Here is a 22663-nt window from a genome sequence, read left to right as displayed (position 1 = left end):
AGCTTGTTTACTATTGATTGATGTAAATTAAGCCAATTTAACAACTTAATTGTCTAATAGCAAAAGTATTGATTCTTCTTTTGATGATGATAATACTTGTACCGATTGGCAAAACAGCTATGTCAATTGCCGTTTTCTTAGGATTTATTCCAAATTCCCCAGGCTTTCTCTGCTTGGTGTACCAACATCTGCGCTCCATTGCAAATAATGGCTCCATTGGCTTCCCCAGCGGCCAAGAATGCAGTTTTTTCTGGATTATAGGTGAGATCGTATAATAAATGTTTTGATCCAATATATTGATAGGGAAGTTCTGGTTTATCTTGGATATTGGGGAATGTTCCCAAAGGAGTACAGTTAATGATCAAGGTGTTTTTTTCGATAACACTTTTGTCGATGTCTTGATACGTATATTGTCCATTTTGTTTCCTACGTGAAACATAGGTATTTGCAATTCCCAACTCATCCAAAACAAAACGAATGGCTTTGGAAGCGCCACCTGTTCCCAGGATCAGTGCATTTTTATGATGCGGTTTTAAGAAGCGTTCCAAAGATTTTTGAAAACCATAGGCATCGGTGTTAAAACCTTTTAGACCATGTTCCATGAACTTAATGGTGTTTACTGCGCCAATTTTATCCGCTATTGGATCTAATTCATCTAGAAAAGGGATGACCTCTTGTTTGTAGGGAATGGTAACATTGAGGCCTTGTAAGTGTTTTTGGGCCAGCACGCTCTTGAATTCTGTTATATGTTGAATGTCAAAATTTTCGTAGCTATAGTCTGTAAGTCCGAGATCTTCAAATTTTTGTGTGAAATACCCCTGTGAAAAGGAGTAAGAGATGTTTTTACCTAGTAGCCCGAACCTGTTCATTTCTTTTCCTGTTTTTACCATACCAATCCAAAATCAATAATATGAGTATTCCTATTAAAATAAAAAGCATGGCCCACCATGTTTCTGCCTCTGCCATATCTGGAAAATGCCTAGTGTAGTTTAGGATGATTTTGTCCCCGTTGGAATCCAATAATGGATTACCTGACTCATCCAATTTAAACACAGTTCTTTTCCATGGCCAAAGTACACCCAAGCTGCCCGTAATAAACCCTAGCAATACGGCTGTTGTTGTAGTTTTAAAGTGTTTTAACACATAACTGAGCAAATGGGAGAAGGAGACGAGGCCAGCGGCAGAACCTAAGGTGAAAACACCTAATATTTTTAAGATGCGAATACGTTCTGCATCCTCCGTGAAGCTAAAATCACCTGAAAAAATTTCGGAAAAAGTATCATAGAGCGCATTTACCGAGTCTACCAAAAGCAGTACATAATTGCCTAAAAGTATCAAAATAAAGGAACCGGATAAACCAGGGAGCGTCATGCCAGAAACGCTTATTATTCCACAAAAAAAGATAAAAAATAAGTTGTCATTTTCTTTGGCTGGATTTAAAAAACTTATGGATAAACCGATAATCAATCCGATGGTTCCTGCAACAATGGTATGTTTGTTCCAAGGTGTAAAATCTTTTCCTATATGATAAATGGAGCCAATGACCATTCCGAAAAAAGTGGCCCAAACAAAAACTTCGTTATGCTCTAGGAAATAGTCTAAAATTCTGGAAACACTGAAATAGCTTACCAACATTCCAAAAATCAATAGGCCCAGAAATTTAGCGTTGATATACTGGAAAAAACTTTTAAACCTTCCGTTAAAGAATAATTTGAGGGCTTTGGAATTAAGTTTTTGTAGGGAATAGATAAATTCTTCATAAAAACCGGCCACAAAGGCAACAATGCCACCCGAAACACCGGGGACCTTGTTTGCGGCTCCCATACAAAGGCCTTTTACGACCAAAAAGAAATTATCCAGATATGTTCTAGGTTGATGCATATACCTAAGTGGGTTTCCCTTATTTTTTGGAGGCTAATTTTTCCAGTATAAAAATAAGTGAAAAACCTAGGACGGCTAATAAAATGGCAAGCATTAATTTGTTATCTCCCTCAAAAGCGTGTGGTAGTATGTTCATTTCATCGACCACAATAACCTTTTCTCCAAATGTTTTGCTTTCCAGCACCTTTTTCCATGGCCAAATTTTGTTCAGGGAGCCCAGGATAAACCCCGTTAAAAGTGCTAAAGTTATGTTTTTGTAATTGTTGAACATCCATTTCAGCAATCGGGCAAAGCTCAGTAGACCAAAAATTGCGCCTACACCCACCGTAAGTATAATTTTGATATCTCTTTCGTGAACGGCATCCAAAATGGTTTTGTAAGACCCTAAAAGAACCAATATAAAAGCACCGGAAATACCGGGAAGTATCATAGCGCATATTGCCAATGCACCGGATAAAAATAAATAGGGCAGACTGTCCACATTTTCACTTGCTGGCAGTTCCGTGATGAAGAATGCCAGAGCAGCACCAAAAATCAGTACGACGATTGTACCAATTGTCCATTTGGAAATTTCTTTCCCTACTAAAAAGATGGAAGCAACCACAAGTCCAAAGAAAAATGACCAGAGTAAAATAGGCTCGTTTTCCAATAACCAGCTCAAGAATTTTGCCAAGGAAAGTACACTGATAAATATTCCTAAAAAAAGAGCCAATAAAAAATTGCCATTTACTTTTTTCCAAACAGCTTTAATGCCGTCTTGTCGTAAAATCGAAATTAGGGAAAAATCGATATTGTTTATAGAAGTTATGAGCTCTTCATAAATACCAGATATAAAGGCAATAGTTCCTCCCGATACTCCGGGGACTACATCTGCGGCTCCCATGGCCATTCCTTTTAGCGTAACAAAAATGTAGTCAACTATACGACGTGCTTGCATGAATTTGGAAATAAGGTGGGGTTACTTTGCAGTTTTCCTAATTTGTGAAACCAGCATTTTGACCCAATCAACTTCGATGAATTCCGGGAACTCTTTTTCAAATTGCTGCAATTTACCAATATCCAATTTCATGGCCTTGGATAAAATCGTTTTTGCTTGGTCTAAATCATCATTTTTTAAATAAATACCTGCTAATTTATAAGTTAGGTCTACGTGGTCTGGATAAAATTCCAATCCTTGTGATAAAACTTCGATTGCGGAATTATAATCGCCGATTTTGTTGAGTACTTCTGCCCAGTTGCTCCATGTTTCCAATTCATAGTTGCCCAATTCAACGGTTTGTTTATAGGCAAAGTCGGCCTCGTCCATATTGTTCATGGCAAAATAGATCCTACCTGCTTTTTTCCAATATTTTGGGTTTTCTCCGTCAATATTTATGGCTTTATTAATGTAGTATAAAGCCTTCTCATGATTTTTTTGTTTAAAATAGAAATCAGTGATGGCCAACCAACCTTTATCCAATAAAGGGTCTTCGTGAACGGTATGGTAATAATAATGTTTGGCTAAATCGTAGTTTCCCAATTTTTCGTGGCATTTGCCTAAACGAAGAAAGGCATATGAAGTTGGGTCCTCAATGGCAATGGTGGATTCATAGTTCTCAATGGCTTCGTTGTACCGGCCCAATTTTTCCAGGACTTTGCCTTTCTCAAAGTAGGCGCCGATAAAGGAATCATCTGAAATAACGGCAAAATCAAAAGCAGTTAAAGCTTCTATGTACAATTTTTTGGCCAGATACATTTTACCCAATTGGTGCCAGGCCACTTCGCAATAAGGGTTGCGTTCCAAATAGTCGTTGAGATAATGAATACTACCATCAAAATCTTCCAAAAATTCAAAACAGTACACCACGTTATAAAGGGATGAATAATCTTGATCGTCCATTTCTACACAGCGCATAAAGCTGAGTTTGGCTTGCTCATAATTATCCATAAAAAGATATTCCATTCCCAACAGTGAGTGAATATCGAAAGAGTGGTCGGTTATATCCAATGCTTCCAATAATAAATTTACTGCTTCCTGGTGTTTATCTTGTTTGGAACGAATATTGGCACGTTGGATATAAACTTCTTCATTACCGGAATTAATGGTCTGAATTTCATCTAGAAGCGTTTCGGCAGCATCAAACTTGTCTTCAAAAGCTAAAACTTCTACTTGTAATAGTTTTAATTCCATTGAATTAGGGTGCTGTTCCAATCCAATTTGAATGGCTTTTTTTCCCAAGGAAACTTTACCATTGTTCAAATAGTAGTGTACAATTTCCTCAAAGTCCTCCGCATCAAAGAAATAGACGTCATCCGTCTTGAGCATGGACTCAAACTTGTTTATGGATTTGTCTGGATATTCGTTAGATTCTAACGCCATAGAAACGTTTTTGGTTGAACTATGGACTTAAAATTAACCCTTTGTGGTTCTGTTTAAGTCAAAATTCGGGGTATGTTATCAACAAATTAGTTAACAGCTTCGGATTTGTAGCTGTTTAAAATACTGAGGATTTGGTCGCATCCCTCCTCGATTTCTTTCAATGATATGGTTAAAGGTGGTGATATTCTCACTGCTTTGGGCTCGAACAATAGCCAAAAAAGTATCAAACCTTTTTTAGTGGCCTCTAGAACCAAATAGTCGGCTATTTCCTTGTTCTCCATAATAGGAGCGAGCATTAACCCTTTACCTCTTATCTCTTTTATCAGAGGATGTTTTAGCTTATTTCGGAACAGTGTTTCTTTTTCTAAAATTTGTGGGATTATATTGGTTTCGGTTATTTCTTTTAATGTAGCCAAACTCGCTGCAGCGATTACAGGATTCCCCCCAAAAGTTGTAATATGACCAAATTTGGGACTGTCCTTTAAATCGGCCATCAACTCTTTGGATGAAACAAAAGCACCCACGGGCAATCCAGAGGCCATTCCCTTTCCGATAACCAGAATATCTGGAGTACAGTTAAAGTGCTCAAAAGCGAACAATTTACCAGTTCGGCCAAAACCGGGTTGAATTTCGTCCAAAATCAACAGGGCACCGACTTCATTACAGCGTTTTTGAACCTTTTCCAAATAACCGTTTTTTGGCAAAATGAATCCGGCTCCACCTTGAATGGTTTCCAATACTACAGCGGCTGTTTTTTCGTTGATTTTTTTCAGTTCTTCATCAGAATTGAATTGGATAAACCGAATAGCTGGAATCAACGGTCGGAAAGCGCTTTTTCGCTCTTCCAGCCCCATAAGGCTCAAACTACCCATGGTATTTCCATGATAGGCATTTTTCGCTGCAATTATTTGTGATCTTCCCGTATGTCTTCGTGCCAGCTTTAATGCGCCTTCTATTGCCTCAGTGCCCGAATTGACCAAGTACGTACTATTTAAGTTCTTCGGAAGGTGTGAAGCCAATAGCTTTGCATATGCTACGGCAGGCTCTTGTACGTACTCACCATAGACCATAACGTGCATATATTTTTCCACTTGTGTTTTAACGGCGTCCACAACTTTTGGATGGCAATGTCCCAGACTGCACGCGGACACTCCAGCCACAAAATCCAAATGGGCGTTGCCATCTGTATCGTAGATGTAGCTTCCCTTGGCGTGTGAAACCTCCAAGGCCAATGGATGAGGGGAGGTTTGGGCTTGGTATGTGTAAAAATCGCTTTTGGACATTACGGGGTTTGTTCCTTTTTTGTAAGAACGGGCTTTTTTGGTTTTACTGCTTTGGTATTTGGAGCATTTATAGGATCGTTCTCGTTGTTCTGGCGTTCATTTTCTTCTGCATCAATATCAATGGGATTGTCGATACCTTGAATTTTAACTAGTTCAATGTTGTTGTCATCATCATCAAAAATTTCTTCTTTGGACCGAATTCGTTCATCCCCACGCCAAACAAAGCCTTTTAATTTTCGACTATCAACAGGTAAGTCAGTTTCAGGGAATATATCTCCATCCGGAGTTACAAAAAAGGTGATGTCTTCAATGTCGTTATTGGCCATGAGCAGCCTTATCTTGCTACAAATGGTTTTATCTATTCCAACAAGTTCTTCGTCATCATTGTACACATAATAAATGACTTCGGTATTTTGTACCAAATCGATGATTTTCAACTCATTTTCTATAAATTTTCCAAATAGATTTTTACCCTTCGCTTGATTGTACCCAGTTCCACTTATAGTGTCCAATGAAATAATAAAGGCATTATCTATAACCTTGAGTGAGTCCAACTTGTCGGTTGCCGTGTCGGATATTAGATGAATACTGTCTCCGGTAATTTGATTATCCACATTCCATAAGACGGGTTCGGTTATCAATTGAGTGATGCCTGTTTTCTCATTAAAATGTATGGAATCACACTTGCCACTCAAATCGGTTTTATAGAATTTGGCATTTCTAAATGCTCTAAGGATTCTTTCTTCTTCTTTACCCGTCACCATTAAAGTGTCCCCATGCATGTATAGTGAATCTTTTTCCACTAAACTAATAGAGACTGCTCTTTTGGTGGCAAAAACAGAGTCTTTGGCTTTGTGCACTTCGGCATAGTGAGCTTTGATCACCCCATTGTTAATGGTGTCCGTAATTTTTATGTTGTTGGTGGCCGAAGCAAACTCCGTGGCCTTATCAAAATAAAGACTGTCACCCTCTATAATCTTATTGTCATAATCAATGCGGGTATTTTTAATGCCATAACCTTGTTCGATGGTTGTATTGTAAAAGCCTCGCTCACAATATATTTTATATTCCTCTCCGGTAATGGTAGAAGGGCCATACATATAAGCGTTCTTTGAGGTTGTATAATAATCCAGTTGTTCGGAATCGATTACGTAATCGGGATTGTCTATATGTACATTTCTTTGAAACTGATACTTTTTTGGAGTCATGAAATAAGTACCTACTTTACTCGTGAGTATGTTAGCAGAATCTACTACTTTTCCACCCGAATTATAGTAAGCCTGTTGCTTTTCTCGATCAAAATAAAGCGTGTCGGTAACCAATGTCATCTGACCATTGGTTAGGTCTACTTTTTCCCAAGCTTTGGCCAGTTTGGTATTTCCATCATAATCCATTTTACCGCTATTCATTTCAATGGAATCACCTTGTTGCAGGCGAATATTGCCAATGGCCTTCAAACGGTTTTCTTTGGTGTAGAATATGGCAATGTCGCACCAAAGGTCGGCTCCCTGGTGTTCAAATTGTACTTGTCGTTCGTCATCCTTACTGAAAATGGAAGCACCGGGGAATTGAGCTTCATCTTTCGTAAAGTTGGCTCCGTAGACAATGTTGATTTGTCTCCCTTCCTCGGGCTGCTGTTCTTGGGCAGGTGCGCCAAAAGCCAAAAGAAATAGGATGAAAAATGAAATGCTTTTCAATTTCATGAAATTTTGCCCAAAAGTAGGATTTTTAACCGAAGTTGCACATATCCATTTGGAAAGCTTTAGGAAATCAGAGTTTGGTAAAGCTTACATAAAGCAAATAGTATCTCATGGTCATTATTTTAACCGAAGAGGAATAGGACCAAATAAAATAAAATTGCCCAGAAAACTGGTTACCAGTTTTCTGGGCAATTTTAATATATGATTGTCGTAGGATTTAAGATTATACCACGAAATCGCTCAAATTTTAATTTTATAATAGAATTAATTGTTCATAAATGCTGAGTACATCCAAATCAATTTTTCCTGTTCACGGATATAATCGCTCATTAGGGCATTGGTACCTTCATCTCCAGAATCTCCGGCCATTTCCAATAGTTCTCTTTCCAAAGGAAGAAGAACCTCATACCCGTTTAAAATTGCCTGAACGGCTTCCCTGCCATTTGATACATTCTTTGCGGCTTTAATCTTGGATAGCCCGGAATAATCGCCGTAGTTGTGGAGCGGGGTAAATCCTAGGGTTAAAATTCTTTCTGCGATTTCATCAATTTTTATTAGTGAATCATTATAAAGTTCTTCAAATTTTATATGGAGTTCAAAAAACTTTTCACCTTTAATGTTCCAATGAAATCCACGGGCGTTCATGTAGAATATTTGATAATTGGCCAAAAGTTCATTCAATTTGTCGGAAAGGTCGCTTGATGCTTTTTTGTCGAGACCTATTTGATTTAGTTTATCTGTCATGATTTTTTATTTTAATTTGATTCAAAGGTAAAAAACGTACGCTGTCTCTATTGTGATATTAATCACTTTAAATAGATGAAAATCAATTATTTTTCTTAATCAGGCTGATGGCAAATCCTCCACCTTCTGCCATCGGAACAGTTAAAGTAGAACCTTTATCAATATTGATGTTTTCAATGGCAATGGCCGTTGGATTGTTTTTATAATGTGCATCTTCCGCATCTTTGTAAATAATAGCTTCGTAGTCGGTTCCATCATCCAAAAAATCAAAACCTATAGTAATTTCCCTTGCGTTTTCGTCAGTGATTCCACCAATAAACCAGTTACCTGTTTTTCTCTCTTTACGTGCAATGGTTACATAGTCACCAACCTCTCCGTTCAATACTTTGGTTTGGTCCCAATCTACCCCGACATCTCGGATAAATTGTAAAGCAGGTTGGTTTTCATAATTTTCAGGAAGGTCGGATGCCATTTGAACAGGACTATAAATTACCACGTACAATGCCAATTGTTGGGCAATTGTGGTACTTACACGGTTATTTTCTTTTGTGGGAAGTTCAATATCAAAAACACCGGGCGTAAAATCTATGGGGCCGGCCAACATTCGGGTAAATGCCACGATGGGTAAATGTTCTGCTGGGTTTCCGCCATCTGCGGACCAAGCATTGAACTCTTGTCCTCTCAATCCTTCGCGAGAGATTGCGTTCGGATAAGTTCTTCGTAGTCCGGTCGCTTTTATGGGTTCGTGGGCGTTTATGGCAACATTGTATTTGGCGGCAGTTTCCAGTACTTTTCTGTAATGGTTGACCATCCATTGTCCATGGTGGTATTCCCCTTTCGGAATTATTTTGCCAACATATCCGGTTTTAACGGAATGTATGCCCAATTTGTTCATTAACTGGTATGCAGTATCCAATTGTTGTTCATAAGTTCTAGGTGCAGCTGAGGTTTCGTGGTGCATAATGATTTCCACCCCCTTTTCTTTGGCATATTTGTTCAGACCTTCCAAATCATAATCAGGATAGGGTGTTATAAAGTCGAAAACACCTTCACGATCCTCAAAACCTACCCAGTGTTCCCAACCCGTGTTCCAACCCTCTACCAAAACTCCCTTAATATTGTTTTCAGAAGCAAAATCGATATACCTTTTCGTGTTCTCGGTTGTTGCACCATGCTTACCGGTTGGTTTTACATCTTCGGTAAACGTCCCCATATCTTGCGAACCTGCATAGTCCCAAGTGGATTTACCAAGGTGCATCTCCCACCAAATACCAACATATTTTTTTGGTTCGAACCAGCTTACATCTCCCAATTTGTTAGGTTCGTTAAGATTGACGATTAGTTTGGACTCAATTAGTTCACTGGCTTTGTCTGCAATTTGGACAGTCCTCCAAGGTGTTTTAAAGGGCAGCTCTCTTTTTACTTTGTAACCTGATCTTCCAGAGCCTACCAATTCACTTGTCAGCAACAGCGATTCATTGTCCACTTTTAGCGTCATGCCGGCATAATCAGTGAGATTGGCTTCGTGGAAACTTAAGTGTAGACCATCTTCACCTCGCATGGTAACGGGTGTGTTTACTGCGTTTTCAGGGATATAAGTTTGTTTAAGGTCCGCGTTGTTACGTTTGGAAATGGCATCTATTTCGGAAATTTTTGTGGTGTTGTACAAATGCTCATAAATATCCCAATCCCCTGGAATCCACCATGATGTGTAGTCTTCTGTAAGTTGAAATTCAGTATTTTCATCTAATATGATGATACTGTCAATCCCGTGCTGCTGCATAAACTCGTAGCGGAAGCCTATTCCGTCATTGTATGCCCTAAAATAGATATTGAGTTTGCGGTTGGGAGCAACTGCTTCTTCAAGCTCAACGACCAATTCATTATAATGGTTCACCACTTCCTTTTGTTCGCCCCAGGGCATTTCCCAAGTTTCATTGACCGTCTTTGCAGTTGAATTGATGATATTGAGGTTTGATTTTAAAGCGTTTTGGTCTTTAAAATCAAATCCCATTGAAGAAGAATCGATAACAATTTTATTGTTATGATTGACAAAATAGTAAGGTGAGCCATCTTCCGACAAGTGAAAATTTATAGAATTTGACCCATTTGGTGATGTAACCGATAACGGAGTGGATTCTTTAGTGCAGGAAAGGATACTTCCTATTAATAATAGAAGAGTAATAGTTTTTTTCATTATATTGATTTTCAGTCAATTATATATGTGTAATTAATTAATGTCCAGTATTGGAAATTGGACATAAAAGTTACTGAAAAATCAACAAAAAACCGAGACTTATCTATGTATGGTTTGAAGCCTGTCTGGACCTACTGAGACTATTTTAATGGGAACATGCAACTGCTCTTCCAAGAATGTGATATAATCATTTAAAGCAGCTGGTAATTCTTCCACTTTTGAAAGTCCTGTGAGGTCTTTGGACCACCCTTTCATTTCAGCGAACACAGGAGATACGTGTTCTTCTTCAATATTGTAGGGCAAATGTTCAATTTCTTCTCCTTTATAATTATAGGCCGTACAGATTTTAATAGTGTCAAATCCGCTCAAAACATCAGCTTTCATCATTATTAATTCGGTTACCCCATTAATTTGAACTGCATATTTTAAAGCGACTAGATCCAACCAACCACAACGCCTTGGCCTTCCCGTGGTTGCCCCAAATTCGTTACCTATTTTTGCCATTTTGGCTCCATCCTCATCAAAAAGCTCGGTAGGGAAGGGGCCACTACCTACACGGGTAGTATAAGCTTTGAATATTCCCAATACTCTTTTAACTTTATTTGGAGCTACTCCCAATCCGGTACATGCACCCGCGGCTGTAGTATTAGAAGAAGTTACAAAGGGGTAGGTTCCAAAATCAATATCCAACAAAGAGCCTTGCGCACCTTCTGCCAAAATTTTCTTGCCTTCGGCCTGAGCTTTGAAAATATACTCCTCGCTATCAATAAAGGTCAGTTTTTTAAGTGTTTCAACTCCTTCACAGAATTCAGCTTCCAGCTCGGCGAGATTGTATTGGATGTCTACATTGTAAAAATCGATCATGGCCTCATGCTTATCGGCCAAGGCACGGTATTTTGTCTTCCAGTCATCAAATTCCAAATCACCGACACGCATACCATTACGCCCAGTTTTGTCCATATATGTGGGGCCAATCCCCTTAAGGGTAGACCCAATTTTTGCTTTTCCTTTAGATGCTTCCGAAGCGGCGTCCAGCAAACGATGTGTTGGCAAAATCAAGTGCGCTTTACGAGATATAAAGAGTTTGGATTCAATATCAATATTGAATTTTTCCAAATTGTCCAGTTCTTTCTTGAAGATAACTGGATCTATTACAACTCCGTTCCCAACAATATTGATGGCGTTTTTGTGAAAAATACCAGATGGAATTGTATGTAAAACGTGTTTTATACCATCAAATTCCAAGGTGTGTCCTGCATTAGGGCCTCCTTGAAACCGGGCGATAATATCGTATTCCTTGGTCAGTACATCAACAATTTTACCTTTTCCTTCGTCTCCCCATTGGAGTCCAAGCAATAAATCTACCATGAAATGTGTGGGTTATTCAGTTATGTTTTTTTCTTTGTTACGAGTTCCGTAGAAATATAAAGAGTGGTTATTGATCTTAATGTCAAAAACCTCCTCAATGGTTTTTTTTATGGATTGAATGCGGGGGTCACAAAACTCTACTACTTCACCGGTATCAGTAAGTATAACATGGTCGTGTTGACGATCAAAATAAGACTTCTCATACTGGGCTTGGTTTTTTCCGAATTGATGTTTACGGACCAGTTTGCTATCAAGCAAAAGCTCAATGGTGTTGTAGAGTGTTGCACGACTCACCCTGTAGTTTTTTGTTTTCATCTTAATGTAAAGGGATTCTACGTCAAAATGATCGTCACTATTGTAAATTTCCTGTAAAATGGCGTAGCGTTCAGGAGTTTTTCGGTGCCCTTTTTCTTCAAGGAAGGCAGTGAACACGTTTTTTACGATCTCCTGATTATTATTGTTTCCCATGACTTTCTACATACCTAGTGTACAAAGGTACAGTTTAAAATTAAATTCTTGTCACTTTATCTATCCCTTCAACCTGCTTTAAACGGTTCATAAGTTTTTTAAGGATATTGTTGTTTTTTACCACAAGGGTTATTTTACCTTTAAAAGTTCCTCCGTCTGCACTGAAGTTAAGGTTCCGCATATTTACGTGCATATTTTCGGAGATGATTTTGGTAATATCCTTTACCAACCCCATGTTGTCGATTCCAGTAATTTGAATATCAACCGAAAACTCTTCTTGTGACGAATCTATCCATTTTGCACTTATGATTCGATATGCATAATTGGATTGTAGGGATATGGCGTTGGGGCAATTTTTTTTGTGCACTTTGATGCCATCGTTGACACTTACAAATCCAAAAACTTCATCACCGGGTATTGGGTTACAGCATTGAGAAAGTTTATAGTTCAATCTTTCTTCCTCTTTTCCAAATACAAGAAGGTCATATTTTGTGGTTATTTCATTTTTGTCAACATCTTTTGGAGCGGGAGTTTTACGCATCCTGTTTTTAAAGAAATTGATAAAAGCATTGTGATATGTAGAAGAAAAATCTTTAAGCTTTTCGTTGTCAATGACACCGATTCCTACGCGATAAAACAGATCTAAACTGGTCTTTAGTTTAAAAAAAGTGACCAATTTGTTTACAGTGTCTTCGTTCAGGTTTATTTTTTGTGCCTTGAGTTTTCGGCGCAATATTTCTTTCCCTTCGGCTGCAACCTCCTTTTTCTCTTCGCTTAATGAAGATTTGATTTTGGACCGTGCTCTTGCTGTTTGGGCGTAATCCAACCAACTTTGGGTTGGTTTGGCACTTTCCGATGTTATGACCTCCACTTGGTCGCCACTGCGGAGCACGGTTCCCAATGGTACCAGTTTGCCGTTTACTTTAACACCGCGTGTCCGCATTCCCACCTCAGTGTGTATATTGAATGCAAAATCAAGACCTGTTGCACCCTTTGGCATCGATTTGAGGTCACCTTTGGGCGTAAATACAAATATCTCCTTGGCGTATAGGTTGAGCTTGAATTCTTCGACAAAATCGACAGCATTTCCGTTAGAACTTTCCATTGCCTCTTGAAGCTTGTTCAACCATTCTTCTATTCCTTGCTCTTTTTGTTCACCGTGTTTGTACTTAAAATGCGCGGCGTAGCCTTTTTCAGCAATTTCATGCATACGCTCGCTTCGAATCTGAACCTCCACCCATTTCCCTCTAGGTCCCATTACTGTAATGTGAAGTGCTTCGTAACCTGTAGATTTTGGGGAGGTTATCCAATCACGTAATCGAATGGGGTTGGGGGTAAAATGATCGGTGACAATGGAATATATTTTCCAAGCAAGAAACTTTTCATTCTTACGATCGGATTTATAAATAATTCGAATTGCGAATTTGTCGTAAACCTCATCAAAGGTGACATTCTGGGTCTTCATTTTTTTACGGATGGAGAAAATAGACTTCATCCGTCCTTTGATGTAGTAGTTGAGACCCTCTTTATCCAAAGAAGTTCGGATTACATTGGCAAAGTCTTCAATATATGCTAGGCTTTCCTCTTCCGTATCTTCAATTTTGGCCTGAATGTCATTAAACACCTCGGGCTCCGTATATTTTAGCGATAGATCCTCTAGGTGTGTTTTGATGTTGTAAAGTCCAATTCTATGGGCAAGAGGGGCGTATATGTACAGGGTTTCCGAAGCTATTTTCACCTGTTTGTGCTCTGGCATGGAATCCATAGTGAGCATATTGTGATAACGGTCCGCAATCTTTATGATGATTACCCGAACATCATCATGCAAGGTCAGCAACATTTTTCTAAAGTTCTCTGCTTGCTGACTTATGTCTTTGTCTTTTTTTAGGTGGGCAATCTTGGTGAGTCCGTCCACTATTCGTGCCACCGTTTCACCAAACATTCGCTCAATATCGGCCAAAGTATAGGGTGTGTCCTCGACTACATCGTGTAGTAGGGCAGAAGCAATGGAAACTGCGTCAAGGCCAATTTCCGAAGCTACAATTTTGGCCACGGCAATTGGGTGGAAAATATAAGCTTCACCAGATTTACGCCGCTGATCCTTGTGGGCGTCCACGGCAACGTCAAAGGCAGAACGAATCAACTTCTTGTCCTCATCCGTCAAAGTTTGGTAGCTTATACGAAGTAATTCTTTGTACTGCTTCGCAATCTCCTTGTTTTCTTTTTCAATAGCAGCCTCTGTCATAGTATATTAAATTTACCACAATCTTATATTCTAAACAACAAAATCTATGCCTTTAAGTTTCGGATGCGTTCAATTAATGGTGGATGTGAATAATGAACAAAAACATAGGCAGGATGCGGTGTTAAATTGCTCAAGCTTTTTTTGGACAGCTTTTTTAACGAAGTTACCAAGGGTGTTGCATCAAATGTGGTCTTGGCAAAATCGTCTGCCTGGAACTCGAACTTCCTCGATAAATAGTTCATAATCAATCCGGTTATCTCTGAAATTGGACTGTACAAAAGTGCAAACCCGACCAAAGCAGCATGAAAACTCGGTGTGGACACTCCAATGGCCAATGATACTTCGGGGTGGTTAATGAACAAAGAAAGAATAAAAAGCGTCAAACCTGTTGTAAGCAACGAAACGATTAGGTTTACGATAATATGTTTGCGTTTGTAATGGCCCACTTCATGTGCTAAAACTGCAACAATTTCATCTTCTGTCAGGTCATTGATCAATGTGTCGAACAGTGTGATGCGTTTTTCTTTTCCAAAACCTGAGAAATAAGCATTTGCTTTTGTGGATCGTTTGGAACCATCTATCACAAAAATGTTTTGGAGCTCAAAACCCACTTGCTGGGCATAGTTTTCAATGGAGCTTTTTAAGCTTCCATTCTGCAGTGGCGTTTGTTTATTGAAAAGTGGGACAATAAGACGGCTATAGAATAAATTGATAAAAAGGATGATTGCGGAAACCATTCCCCATGCATAAACCCAAAAATTTGAACCTGTAGACTGGTAAAACAGTATAAATAGAATCAGTATCCCTCCTCCCAGAACAATGGAAAGTATAGCTCCTTTTAGTTTGTCCGATAAAAAAGTGGACTTGGTGGTTTTATTGAACCCATATCTTTCTTCTATCACAAAGGTTTGGTAATAAGAAAAAGGTAACCCCAAGACCGCACTTCCCAGCATAATGATTCCGAAAAAAATCAAGGCCATTGGAATCATATCTTTCGTAATGGAGCGTGTAAGCTGATCCACCCATTCAAACCCTCCAAAAGAGAGAAAGCAAATGGTTAAAACTAGCGAAAACCCATCCGAAATAACTCCGAATTTATAATTTGTCCGTTGGTATTGTTGTGATTTTTGATATTCATCTTCATCAAAAACATCGGCAAGTTCAGAAGGTAAACTCGATTTAAAACGTTTGGCATTTAGGTGCTCCAAATACTGGTGTACAAGATATTGAACCACTAGAATGGCCAGAATTACATAAAAGAGTGAATTTTTTTCCATAGCTTAAAATCCGCGCTGGCGCTTCGCCTCAAATATAAGTATTGCAGCGGATACAGAAACATTCATGGAATCTATTTCTCCTTGCATCGGTATTATTATGTTTTGGTCGGAATTTTTTAGCCAATTCTCGGTTAATCCAGTCGCTTCCGTGCCCATCACCAGGGCCGAAGCGGCTTTGAAATCACAGTCCACATAATTTTTTGAAGCGGTTAATGCAGCACAATAAATTTTTATTTGGTTGGTCTTTAAAAAATCAATGATTTCGTCCGATGTCCCAACACCTATTTGATTGGTGAAAAGACAACCTACACTGGAACGAATAATGTTTGGACTATATAGATCGGATTTGGGGTTTGCAATTAAAACAACATCAACAGCAGCGGCATCGGCAGTACGTAAAAGAGCGCCTATATTTCCTGGTTTTTCAGGTGCCTCGGCAACAAGCACTAAAGGTGATTTATTTTTAAAAACAATCTGGGTCAAATTATGGTCCTTGGATTGCATTAACCCAAGCAGGCCCTCTGTAGTGCCACGATGTGCAATTTTACGGTATACATTTTCTGTAACCTGGATAATTTTAGTTTGGTGAGTTTTAGTGAACGATTCAATGGAGATATCTCCCATGATTTCTGGACAGTAAAGAAGGGAGTGTAATAAATATTCTCCTTTTTGAGCCAGTTCAATTTCCCGTTGACCTTCAACAACAAAAAGCCCGGTCTTTCTTCGTTCACGCGACCTTTCCTTAAGAAGCAGGATTTGTTTTACCAAGGGATTTTGGACACTACTTATCAATTTAGCTTCCATAGGATGGTAAAAATAGGTATTCTTGTAATTATAAAGAGATCTTTTCGTCCAAAGCACAAAATACGAAACAATGAATAAACCAATCATCCTATTATTTTTATTGGGCATTTTTGCCTGTAAACAAGCCCCGAAAGCTGAAAAAGTTGAAGAACCTGTTCCGCAGGAAATGACCGAATCCAAACCTAGGTATCCAGATGCAATGGTCCAGGTTTTTGAAGCACACGGAGGTATTAAAAAATGGAAAGAGCAGCGTACTCTATCTTTTGTTATTCCCAAACCCGATCTTCCGGAAATATATACCATTGACCTATGGTCGAGAATGAACCGGGTTGACACAGAGATGGTTTCTAGAGGTATGGACGATCAGGATGTATGGTTGCTGGATACAGGAAATAGTTATAAAGGTGATGCTAGATTTGCTAATAATTTAATGTTCTATTTCTATGCTATGCCCTTTGTGTTGGGAGATACGGGCATTGTTTATTCGGAAGCGGATGATTTGGAATTTGAGGGGAAAAGTTTTCCAGGAGTAAAAATCGGTTTTCAATCCGGTGTCGGGGATTCTTCCAAAGATGAGTATTTTATTCATTATGACCCAGAAACCTTTCAGATGGCTTGGTTGGGATATACGGTTACGTATCGTTCTGGGGAAAGCTCGGATAATGTTAAATGGATCAGGTATGACGATTGGCAGGAGGTTAATGGAATTTTGTTGCCAAATTCCATTAGTTGGTTCACGTTAGAAGATGGAAATTTGATAGAGCCAAGGAACACCGTTACCTTTAACGAGGTTACTTTGAGTGAAAACCCAAAACCCAAAGACTATTATTTAAAGCCAGAAGGAGCTAAATATGTTCCAGTTAAAAACTAAATTTAAAAAGGCGCCCAATTGGGCGCCTTTTTTATAAGAATCTACTTTACTGTCTTTATTGTCCTTCTTTTTCTCTCTCGTATTTACCCATATATCTTTTCCAAAGCTTTGTTTGGTGGGTTTCCAAAGAAACGTCCCTACCATCAATGTATGCTTTCTCCAATTTATTGGTGCGCATGTCCAATGCATCTCCTTCAGAAATAAATAGCGTAGCGCTTTTACCTTCTTCCAGAGTTCCATACATATCATCGATGCCCAGAATCTTTGCGGTATTGCCAGTAATAAGTTGTAGTGCAGCTTCTTTATCAAGTCCTTGGGCCACGGTTTGTCCGGCATAGAACCCTAAGTTTCTAGTTGAGAAATTAGCAGCTTCCTCATTTTGGAGGCCAACCAATAGCCCTGCGTCTACCAACAATTTTGGCAATTTATAGGCATGATCGTAGTCATCATCATCAAATTGGGGCAATGAATGAGTATGCTCTACTAAAATAGGAATATCATGCTCTTTCAAAAAATCGGTGATTTTGTGAGCGCGAGATCCACCTACAATGATTACATGTTTCACGCCCATTTGTTTGGTCAAGGTAATTGCATCGGTCATTTCTTTTTCTCCATTGGCATGGATATATAAATGCTGCGAGCCATCAAAAAGTCCTTGCATTGCGGCAAAAGGGAGGTTTTTTTCTTTTTCGGACGCTTTTCCATAGGCTATGGAATTTTGCAAAAAGATTTTAATATCATCCATTTCCTTTCCATACTCCTTATTTGGAATAAAGCCTCTGTCTTCTCCCATCCACCATCTACCTCGTCTAAAGAGGTTTGGCCAGTTCATATGGATGCCATCATCTGTTTTTATTGATGCATCTTCCCAGTTCCATGCGTCAAACTGCACAATGCTCGATGTCCCTGAAATAGTTCCTCCCTGAGGGGTTACCTGTCCGATAAGAACGCCATTGGGACGCATGCTCTCCACAACCTTGGATTCCGCGTTATAAGCAATTAAACTGCGAACATGTGGAATCATCTCTCCAATTTCATCTTGATCGTCACTGGCCCTTACAGCATCAACTTCTACCAAACCAAGCGATTTGGCTGGGGCTATAAAACCTGGGTATACATGTTTGCCTTCGGCATTTATCATGGTGCCCACAGTGGGTGCCATAAGGTTTGCTCCAATGGCCGTAATCTTACCATCTTTAAAAATAATGGTACAATTTTCAATCACCTCTCCATTTCCGATGTGGGCGGTAGCACCGATTATCGCAATTTGTTCAGATTGAGGTGGGGCAGGGGTTTGCTGTGCATTTAACGAAACCCCAAGTACTATTGCTATGATTAATACTATTTTTTTCATGACTTATTTTTTAAAGGGTTTCACATTCAAATCGTTCTTTTTTGTTTTGGACAGGAGTACGGGTTTTTGCCCCATTCTTTTTTTCATTCAACATCATTCCGATTAGTTCATTTCTCTCCTTTTTTACAGATTCTCTCAGTAATTTGTCTTTTTCCAAATCAAAATATACTTTTCCTTCAATCAAGGTTTTTTCCGCTTTGGCATATACAGATAATGGATGGTCGCTCCAAAGAACAATATCTGCATCTTTCCCTTCTTCAACGCTACCTACGCGATCGTCCAAATGCAATAACTTTGCGGGATTCAATGTTACGGTTTTCCATGCCTCTATTTCTGACATGCCACCATATTTCACGGTTTTCCCAGCTTCTTGGTTCAATCTTCGCGACATTTCGGCGTCATCACTGTTGATTGCAACAGTAATTCCTTGGCTTGTCATAATGGCGGCATTATAGGGAATGGCGTCATTTACTTCATATTTATAAGCCCACCAATCGCTGAATGTACCTCCTCCAACACCGTGTTCGGCCATTTTATCGGCTACTTTATAACCTTCTAGAATATGGGTAAAGGTGTTTACGGTGAAGTCGAATTTATCAGCTACCTTCATCATCATGTTGATTTCGCTTTGCACGTATGAATGGCACGAGATGAATCGTTCCCCATTTAAGATTTCCACCAAAGTTTCCATCTCTTCATCATAGCGGAATGGTTCTCCACTTTTTTTCTTGGTCTCGTATTCTTTGGCACGTTGGAAGTAATCGGTATACACCTGTTCAACACCCATTCTTGTTTGAGGGAAACGAGAGTAGCTACCCCAGTTGGATTGCTTTACGTTTTCACCCAGAGCAAATTTGATGAACTTTGGTGAGTTGTCAAATATCAATCCTTCGGAATTTTCACCCCACTTAAGCCTTAATATGGCGGACTGGCCACCTATTGGGTTTGCGGAACCATGTAAAAGTTGCGCAGTTGTTACTCCACCGGCCAGATTTCTATATATATCCATGTCTTTTGGATCTACCACATCTTCCATACGGACTTCAGCGGAAGAATTATGCCCACCTTCGTTAATGGATAAGGCTGCGATATGTGTATGTTCATCTATAATTCCAGCAGTTAGGTGTTTTCCTGTGGCATCCACTACAGTAGCTCCAGCGGCACGAAGGTCATTCCCAACTTTGGAAATTTTACCGTTCTTAATTAAAACATCAGTGTTTTCCAAAACACTTTCACCTGTCCAAACCGTTGCGTTTTTGAACAACATGGTTTCTTGTTTTGGTTTAGTTTTATAACCGTATCCCACGTTAGGGTAGGTCAATGCCATTAGCTGAGGTTTTTCCATGGACTCTTTGTCCTTTGATTTTTCCTCAAAAGAAGAAGTCTTCGTCATGTTGGCCGAAGTTTCATTTCCATTGGGTAATACTACGGTTCCTTTTAAGGTTTCTGTATTTGGAGAAACATGGGCCACCAATCGATAAGCACCGGTATCACCATCACTAAATGAAATATTTAACCATTCAGAGGAATAGCCAATCTTGGAATCCAAGGTTTCAGAGCCTTTTTTAACCTCTGTTTTGGGCTTATTCGCATCCCCTGTAAGCGAAATTGAATAAGTGTTTCCGTTTACGGTCAGGTTGTAATCGCCACGAATATCGGTTACATCTATATGCGCTACTATGTTTTTGCTTCCTTGTACCCAATTCTCGTAAAGTGTTGTTTCTTTCTCAAAAATATCTCCTGATGTAATTAAGAAGTTGGCTTGACTTCCAGCTTGTAACGTACCTAATTCATTGGATTTATTCAGAATCCCAGCGGGGATGGTAGTCAAAGCTTCCAATGCTTTGGTTTTTGATAGGCCATAGTTAATGGCTTTCATTAATTTTCCTTTTAGCTCTTTGGGTGAGTCAAGTCCGTGCAGGGTTATGGAAAAATCCACTCCGTTATCGGACAATACTTTTGGGTTGGAAGGTGCTAAATTCCAATGCTTCAAATCTTTTAAGGCAATGTATTTTGCTTTGTAAGGGTCGGAAACGTCAAATGCATCAGGGAAATCAAGGGGTAGAATCAGTTTGGCGTTTGTGGCTTTTATGTCTTCTATATGCTCATATTCATCACCTCCTGCCAAAATGGTGTATTGAATTCCGAACAAATCTCCGATTTTATCGGCACGGAAAACATTGCCATTGTCGCCAGCGGCATAAATCTGAGTCAATCCTTTATTGGCTATTAGGGCCTCCAAAGAACGATCTTTAGTGTCCACGTTGCCTTTGCTGTACCAATCCATGTCGTAGTATACTTGGCGCATCAATGCCATGGCTCCCATTAAGGATCCAGGATAGGATTGATTGGAGGCAATACTTTTGCTAAATGAAAAGTATTGCGCCGATTTATCAGAAAGAATTCGTTGTGCTTCCGAGGCGTCATCGTTCAAGGCGACCAATAAGCCAGTTCCTCTTGCGATGCCATCCTGAAGATGTGTGTTGATGGTTCCAAAGCCAGCATTTCTGAGTTCTTTAGCTTTTTTAGCATCATACTCGAAACTAGTAATGGCATCATTCTCTGGCATAATGTGGTCATTCCAGTAAAACCCCTCTCTCGATGGGCCATACTGCGAGGATCTTCCTGCTCCATTAGCTTTTTTTGGAAGCTTAACTCCGAATCCTGAGAACACATCAATAAATGAGGGGTAAATAAATTTCCCTTTCATATCCTCAATAACAGCGTTCCCGGGAATGTTAACAGATTTGCCAACTTGTACCACTTTGCCGTTCCTAATTAGCAAAGTTCCATTGTTGATCACTTGTGTAGGTGTCACATAAATCTTGGCATTGGTAAATGCAGTGTAGTTGTTGTTCTTCTTTGCCTTGACTCCATCATTTATTGGAAAATAATCTTGTGCAAACAAAGAAACGCCGCTCATAAATAGAAGCAGCGCTAAAAGTTTAATTTTCATAGGGTTTAGAATTAATTAGTCGGTTTAAAGATAACCTTTGTAGGAGGACTCTACAAGTTTTGGATTTGGTCAGATTGCTTATTTCGATGGTTGATAATGAGTCCTACCACGGAGTTGTAACTTTTTATACCGTCTTTTTGGTTGTTTACCTTTAAAAAAGTGTTGAACACGGATTTGAAAAGAGGTTCTAATGGGGTTTCATATTTATTCCAAAAATCACTCAATTCATTAAAGTTTTGTTTTACGCCAAAGTGTATTTTGGTAACGATTTCGTTGTATTTTTCCTCATCTTTATGGTAAAGGTCGGTAAGGCAATAGCCTAAAGCATGATTGTAAGCGGAATATTTAAAATACGGGTCTGTGCTTTGCGATGTGACCAAAAAACCTATAAAGTTGGTGGCGCCCTCTGCAGAGTAGCCTAATTGATGACCTACTTCGTGACCGCTGACGGTGGGCAACCTGAATTTTGGTGTAACCCCGTTTACTTGTGCCTCATTGGTAAAAGGATTTAGGTAGCCACCGTATCCCATAAACGTAAGTGGGATACTGTAAATGGACGATTTAAGGCTTCTATGTTCGTAACCGAAGTCCGGGTATTGCTTTTCAAATTTTTTATATGCTTCCTCTGTTTTTGCAAAGATCTCTTTTTTAGTATAGGGGATATGAACAGGTGATATAGTGTCCCCTGTAAGTTCTAACTGATATTGGTTTGTTTTATCAGCAATAAATTGAGTTAGTTCTACCAGTTCTTCAACCGTATAATCTCGTTCAATTCCCAGTTTCCATGAGATGGGTTGTCGATGATAGTTCATGCCCCAAAATAAATGAAAGATAAAGAATGTTATGGACAGCACCACGATGGTGTCTTTTAAAAACGATAAAGGTTTGTTTTTGATTTGCTTCCAATGTATGTAGATGTGCCTAATTGCTAAAAAAACAAGAGCTGTATAGAATAAGTCACCAATTGAAAACGGCAACCAACCGAAAATCAACCGTAAAAACCGTGAGATGTATGGATAAATGCCATTACTATAATAATCTTCAACAAAGCTTGGGTAGCTCCCGATCCACTTTACCAATACTATTTGGATTGGAAGCGCAATAGCAATGATTGTCTTGATTTTTTGTCTCATCAAAAATGAAGCAAATCGTTTTA

General features: G+C 39.1%; 17 protein-coding genes. 1 reads left to right on the top strand and 16 read right to left on the bottom strand.

Features of this window, described 5'->3' with window-relative positions; all coding sequences use genetic code 11:
- Positions 1–137: 137 nt before the first annotated feature.
- The 13 genes from MWU56_RS06115 to MWU56_RS06055 form a co-directional block, all read right to left on the bottom strand.
- On the bottom strand, positions 138–869 hold the full coding sequence (locus MWU56_RS06115; RefSeq protein WP_247043023.1) for a shikimate dehydrogenase family protein: 732 nt from the start codon (positions 867–869) through the stop codon (positions 138–140).
- Positions 844–1881, bottom strand: a complete 1038-nt coding sequence (locus MWU56_RS06110; RefSeq protein WP_247043022.1) for a DUF368 domain-containing protein — start codon at positions 1879–1881, stop codon at positions 844–846. The genes MWU56_RS06115 and MWU56_RS06110 overlap by 26 nt, the downstream gene beginning before the upstream one ends.
- A gap of 19 nt (positions 1882–1900) precedes the next feature.
- Positions 1901–2818: a DUF368 domain-containing protein gene (locus MWU56_RS06105; RefSeq protein WP_247043021.1), complete on the bottom strand. Its 918-nt coding sequence runs from the start codon at positions 2816–2818 to the stop codon at positions 1901–1903.
- A 21-nt stretch (positions 2819–2839) separates the two neighbouring features.
- Positions 2840–4240, bottom strand: a complete 1401-nt coding sequence (locus tag MWU56_RS06100) for a tetratricopeptide repeat protein (protein ID WP_247043020.1) — start codon at positions 4238–4240, stop codon at positions 2840–2842.
- Between the two features lie 86 nt (positions 4241–4326).
- Positions 4327–5523, bottom strand: a complete 1197-nt coding sequence (locus tag MWU56_RS06095) for an aspartate aminotransferase family protein (protein ID WP_247043019.1) — start codon at positions 5521–5523, stop codon at positions 4327–4329.
- Positions 5523–7226 (bottom strand): OstA-like protein, encoded by a 1704-nt coding sequence (locus MWU56_RS06090; protein WP_247043017.1) that lies wholly within the window; start codon positions 7224–7226, stop codon positions 5523–5525. Before MWU56_RS06090 ends, MWU56_RS06095 begins: the two co-directional genes overlap by 1 nt.
- A 261-nt stretch (positions 7227–7487) precedes the next feature.
- A complete protein-coding gene (locus MWU56_RS06085; RefSeq protein WP_247043015.1) occupies positions 7488–7967 on the bottom strand; it encodes a Dps family protein in 480 nt (159 codons plus the stop codon).
- 82 nt (positions 7968–8049) lie between these two features.
- The gene (locus MWU56_RS06080; protein ID WP_247043013.1) at positions 8050–10164 is read right to left on the bottom strand and encodes a glycoside hydrolase family 97 protein; all 2115 of its coding nucleotides are present in this window, start codon (positions 10162–10164) and stop codon (positions 8050–8052) included.
- Between the two features lie 99 nt (positions 10165–10263).
- Positions 10264–11532, bottom strand: coding sequence for an adenylosuccinate synthase (locus MWU56_RS06075; RefSeq protein ID WP_247043011.1), 1269 nt, complete (start codon positions 11530–11532; stop codon positions 10264–10266).
- A 12-nt stretch (positions 11533–11544) separates the two neighbouring features.
- Positions 11545–12000 carry a Fur family transcriptional regulator gene (locus MWU56_RS06070; protein ID WP_247043009.1) on the bottom strand — a complete coding sequence of 152 codons (456 nt, stop codon included), beginning with the start codon at positions 11998–12000 and terminating at the stop codon, positions 11545–11547.
- Between the two features lie 40 nt (positions 12001–12040).
- Complete coding sequence (locus tag MWU56_RS06065) at positions 12041–14245, bottom strand: RelA/SpoT family protein (protein WP_247043007.1); 2205 nt, start codon at positions 14243–14245, stop codon at positions 12041–12043.
- A 44-nt stretch (positions 14246–14289) separates the two neighbouring features.
- Positions 14290–15522 (bottom strand): M48 family metallopeptidase, encoded by a 1233-nt coding sequence (locus MWU56_RS06060; RefSeq protein WP_247043005.1) that lies wholly within the window; start codon positions 15520–15522, stop codon positions 14290–14292.
- 3 nt (positions 15523–15525) lie between these two features.
- The gene (locus MWU56_RS06055) at positions 15526–16326 is read right to left on the bottom strand and encodes a TrmH family RNA methyltransferase (protein ID WP_247043711.1); all 801 of its coding nucleotides are present in this window, start codon (positions 16324–16326) and stop codon (positions 15526–15528) included.
- Between the two features lie 70 nt (positions 16327–16396).
- Between MWU56_RS06055 and MWU56_RS06050 the strand changes: the two genes are divergently transcribed.
- A complete protein-coding gene (locus MWU56_RS06050) occupies positions 16397–17197 on the top strand; it encodes a DUF6503 family protein (protein WP_247043003.1) in 801 nt (266 codons plus the stop codon).
- 55 nt (positions 17198–17252) lie between these two features.
- Here the strand turns inward: MWU56_RS06050 and MWU56_RS06045 are convergent, their stop codons facing one another.
- Genes MWU56_RS06045 through MWU56_RS06035 form a run of 3 tightly spaced genes read right to left on the bottom strand, consistent with a single transcriptional unit; the run spans position 17253 to position 22640 of the window.
- A complete protein-coding gene (locus MWU56_RS06045) occupies positions 17253–18551 on the bottom strand; it encodes an amidohydrolase family protein (protein ID WP_247043001.1) in 1299 nt (432 codons plus the stop codon).
- A 10-nt stretch (positions 18552–18561) separates the two neighbouring features.
- Positions 18562–21507: an amidohydrolase family protein gene (locus MWU56_RS06040; RefSeq protein ID WP_247042999.1), complete on the bottom strand. Its 2946-nt coding sequence runs from the start codon at positions 21505–21507 to the stop codon at positions 18562–18564.
- 50 nt (positions 21508–21557) lie between these two features.
- A complete protein-coding gene (locus MWU56_RS06035) occupies positions 21558–22640 on the bottom strand; it encodes a DUF3810 domain-containing protein (RefSeq protein WP_247042997.1) in 1083 nt (360 codons plus the stop codon).
- Between the last annotated feature and the right edge of the window lie 23 nt (positions 22641–22663).

It is taken from the genome of Allomuricauda sp. F6463D, assembly GCF_023015965.1.
GTDB lineage: Bacteria > Bacteroidota > Bacteroidia > Flavobacteriales > Flavobacteriaceae > Flagellimonas.
This window is presented reverse-complemented; position numbering and strand designations above follow the sequence as displayed.

Coding starts and splice junctions, on each gene's coding strand:
- MWU56_RS06115 (WP_247043023.1), bottom strand. CDS start 869: ATGAACAGGTTCGGGCTACTAGGTAAAAACATCTCTTACTCCTTTTCA.
- MWU56_RS06110 (WP_247043022.1), bottom strand. CDS start 1,881: ATGCATCAACCTAGAACATATCTGGATAATTTCTTTTTGGTCGTAAAA.
- MWU56_RS06105 (WP_247043021.1), bottom strand. CDS start 2,818: ATGCAAGCACGTCGTATAGTTGACTACATTTTTGTTACGCTAAAAGGA.
- MWU56_RS06100 (WP_247043020.1), bottom strand. CDS start 4,240: ATGGCGTTAGAATCTAACGAATATCCAGACAAATCCATAAACAAGTTT.
- MWU56_RS06095 (WP_247043019.1), bottom strand. CDS start 5,523: ATGTCCAAAAGCGATTTTTACACATACCAAGCCCAAACCTCCCCTCAT.
- MWU56_RS06090 (WP_247043017.1), bottom strand. CDS start 7,226: ATGAAATTGAAAAGCATTTCATTTTTCATCCTATTTCTTTTGGCTTTT.
- MWU56_RS06085 (WP_247043015.1), bottom strand. CDS start 7,967: ATGACAGATAAACTAAATCAAATAGGTCTCGACAAAAAAGCATCAAGC.
- MWU56_RS06080 (WP_247043013.1), bottom strand. CDS start 10,164: ATGAAAAAAACTATTACTCTTCTATTATTAATAGGAAGTATCCTTTCC.
- MWU56_RS06075 (WP_247043011.1), bottom strand. CDS start 11,532: ATGGTAGATTTATTGCTTGGACTCCAATGGGGAGACGAAGGAAAAGGT.
- MWU56_RS06070 (WP_247043009.1), bottom strand. CDS start 12,000: ATGGGAAACAATAATAATCAGGAGATCGTAAAAAACGTGTTCACTGCC.
- MWU56_RS06065 (WP_247043007.1), bottom strand. CDS start 14,245: ATGACAGAGGCTGCTATTGAAAAAGAAAACAAGGAGATTGCGAAGCAG.
- MWU56_RS06060 (WP_247043005.1), bottom strand. CDS start 15,522: ATGGAAAAAAATTCACTCTTTTATGTAATTCTGGCCATTCTAGTGGTT.
- MWU56_RS06055 (WP_247043711.1), bottom strand. CDS start 16,326: ATGGAAGCTAAATTGATAAGTAGTGTCCAAAATCCCTTGGTAAAACAA.
- MWU56_RS06050 (WP_247043003.1), top strand. CDS start 16,397: ATGAATAAACCAATCATCCTATTATTTTTATTGGGCATTTTTGCCTGT.
- MWU56_RS06045 (WP_247043001.1), bottom strand. CDS start 18,551: ATGAAAAAAATAGTATTAATCATAGCAATAGTACTTGGGGTTTCGTTA.
- MWU56_RS06040 (WP_247042999.1), bottom strand. CDS start 21,507: ATGAAAATTAAACTTTTAGCGCTGCTTCTATTTATGAGCGGCGTTTCT.
- MWU56_RS06035 (WP_247042997.1), bottom strand. CDS start 22,640: ATGAGACAAAAAATCAAGACAATCATTGCTATTGCGCTTCCAATCCAA.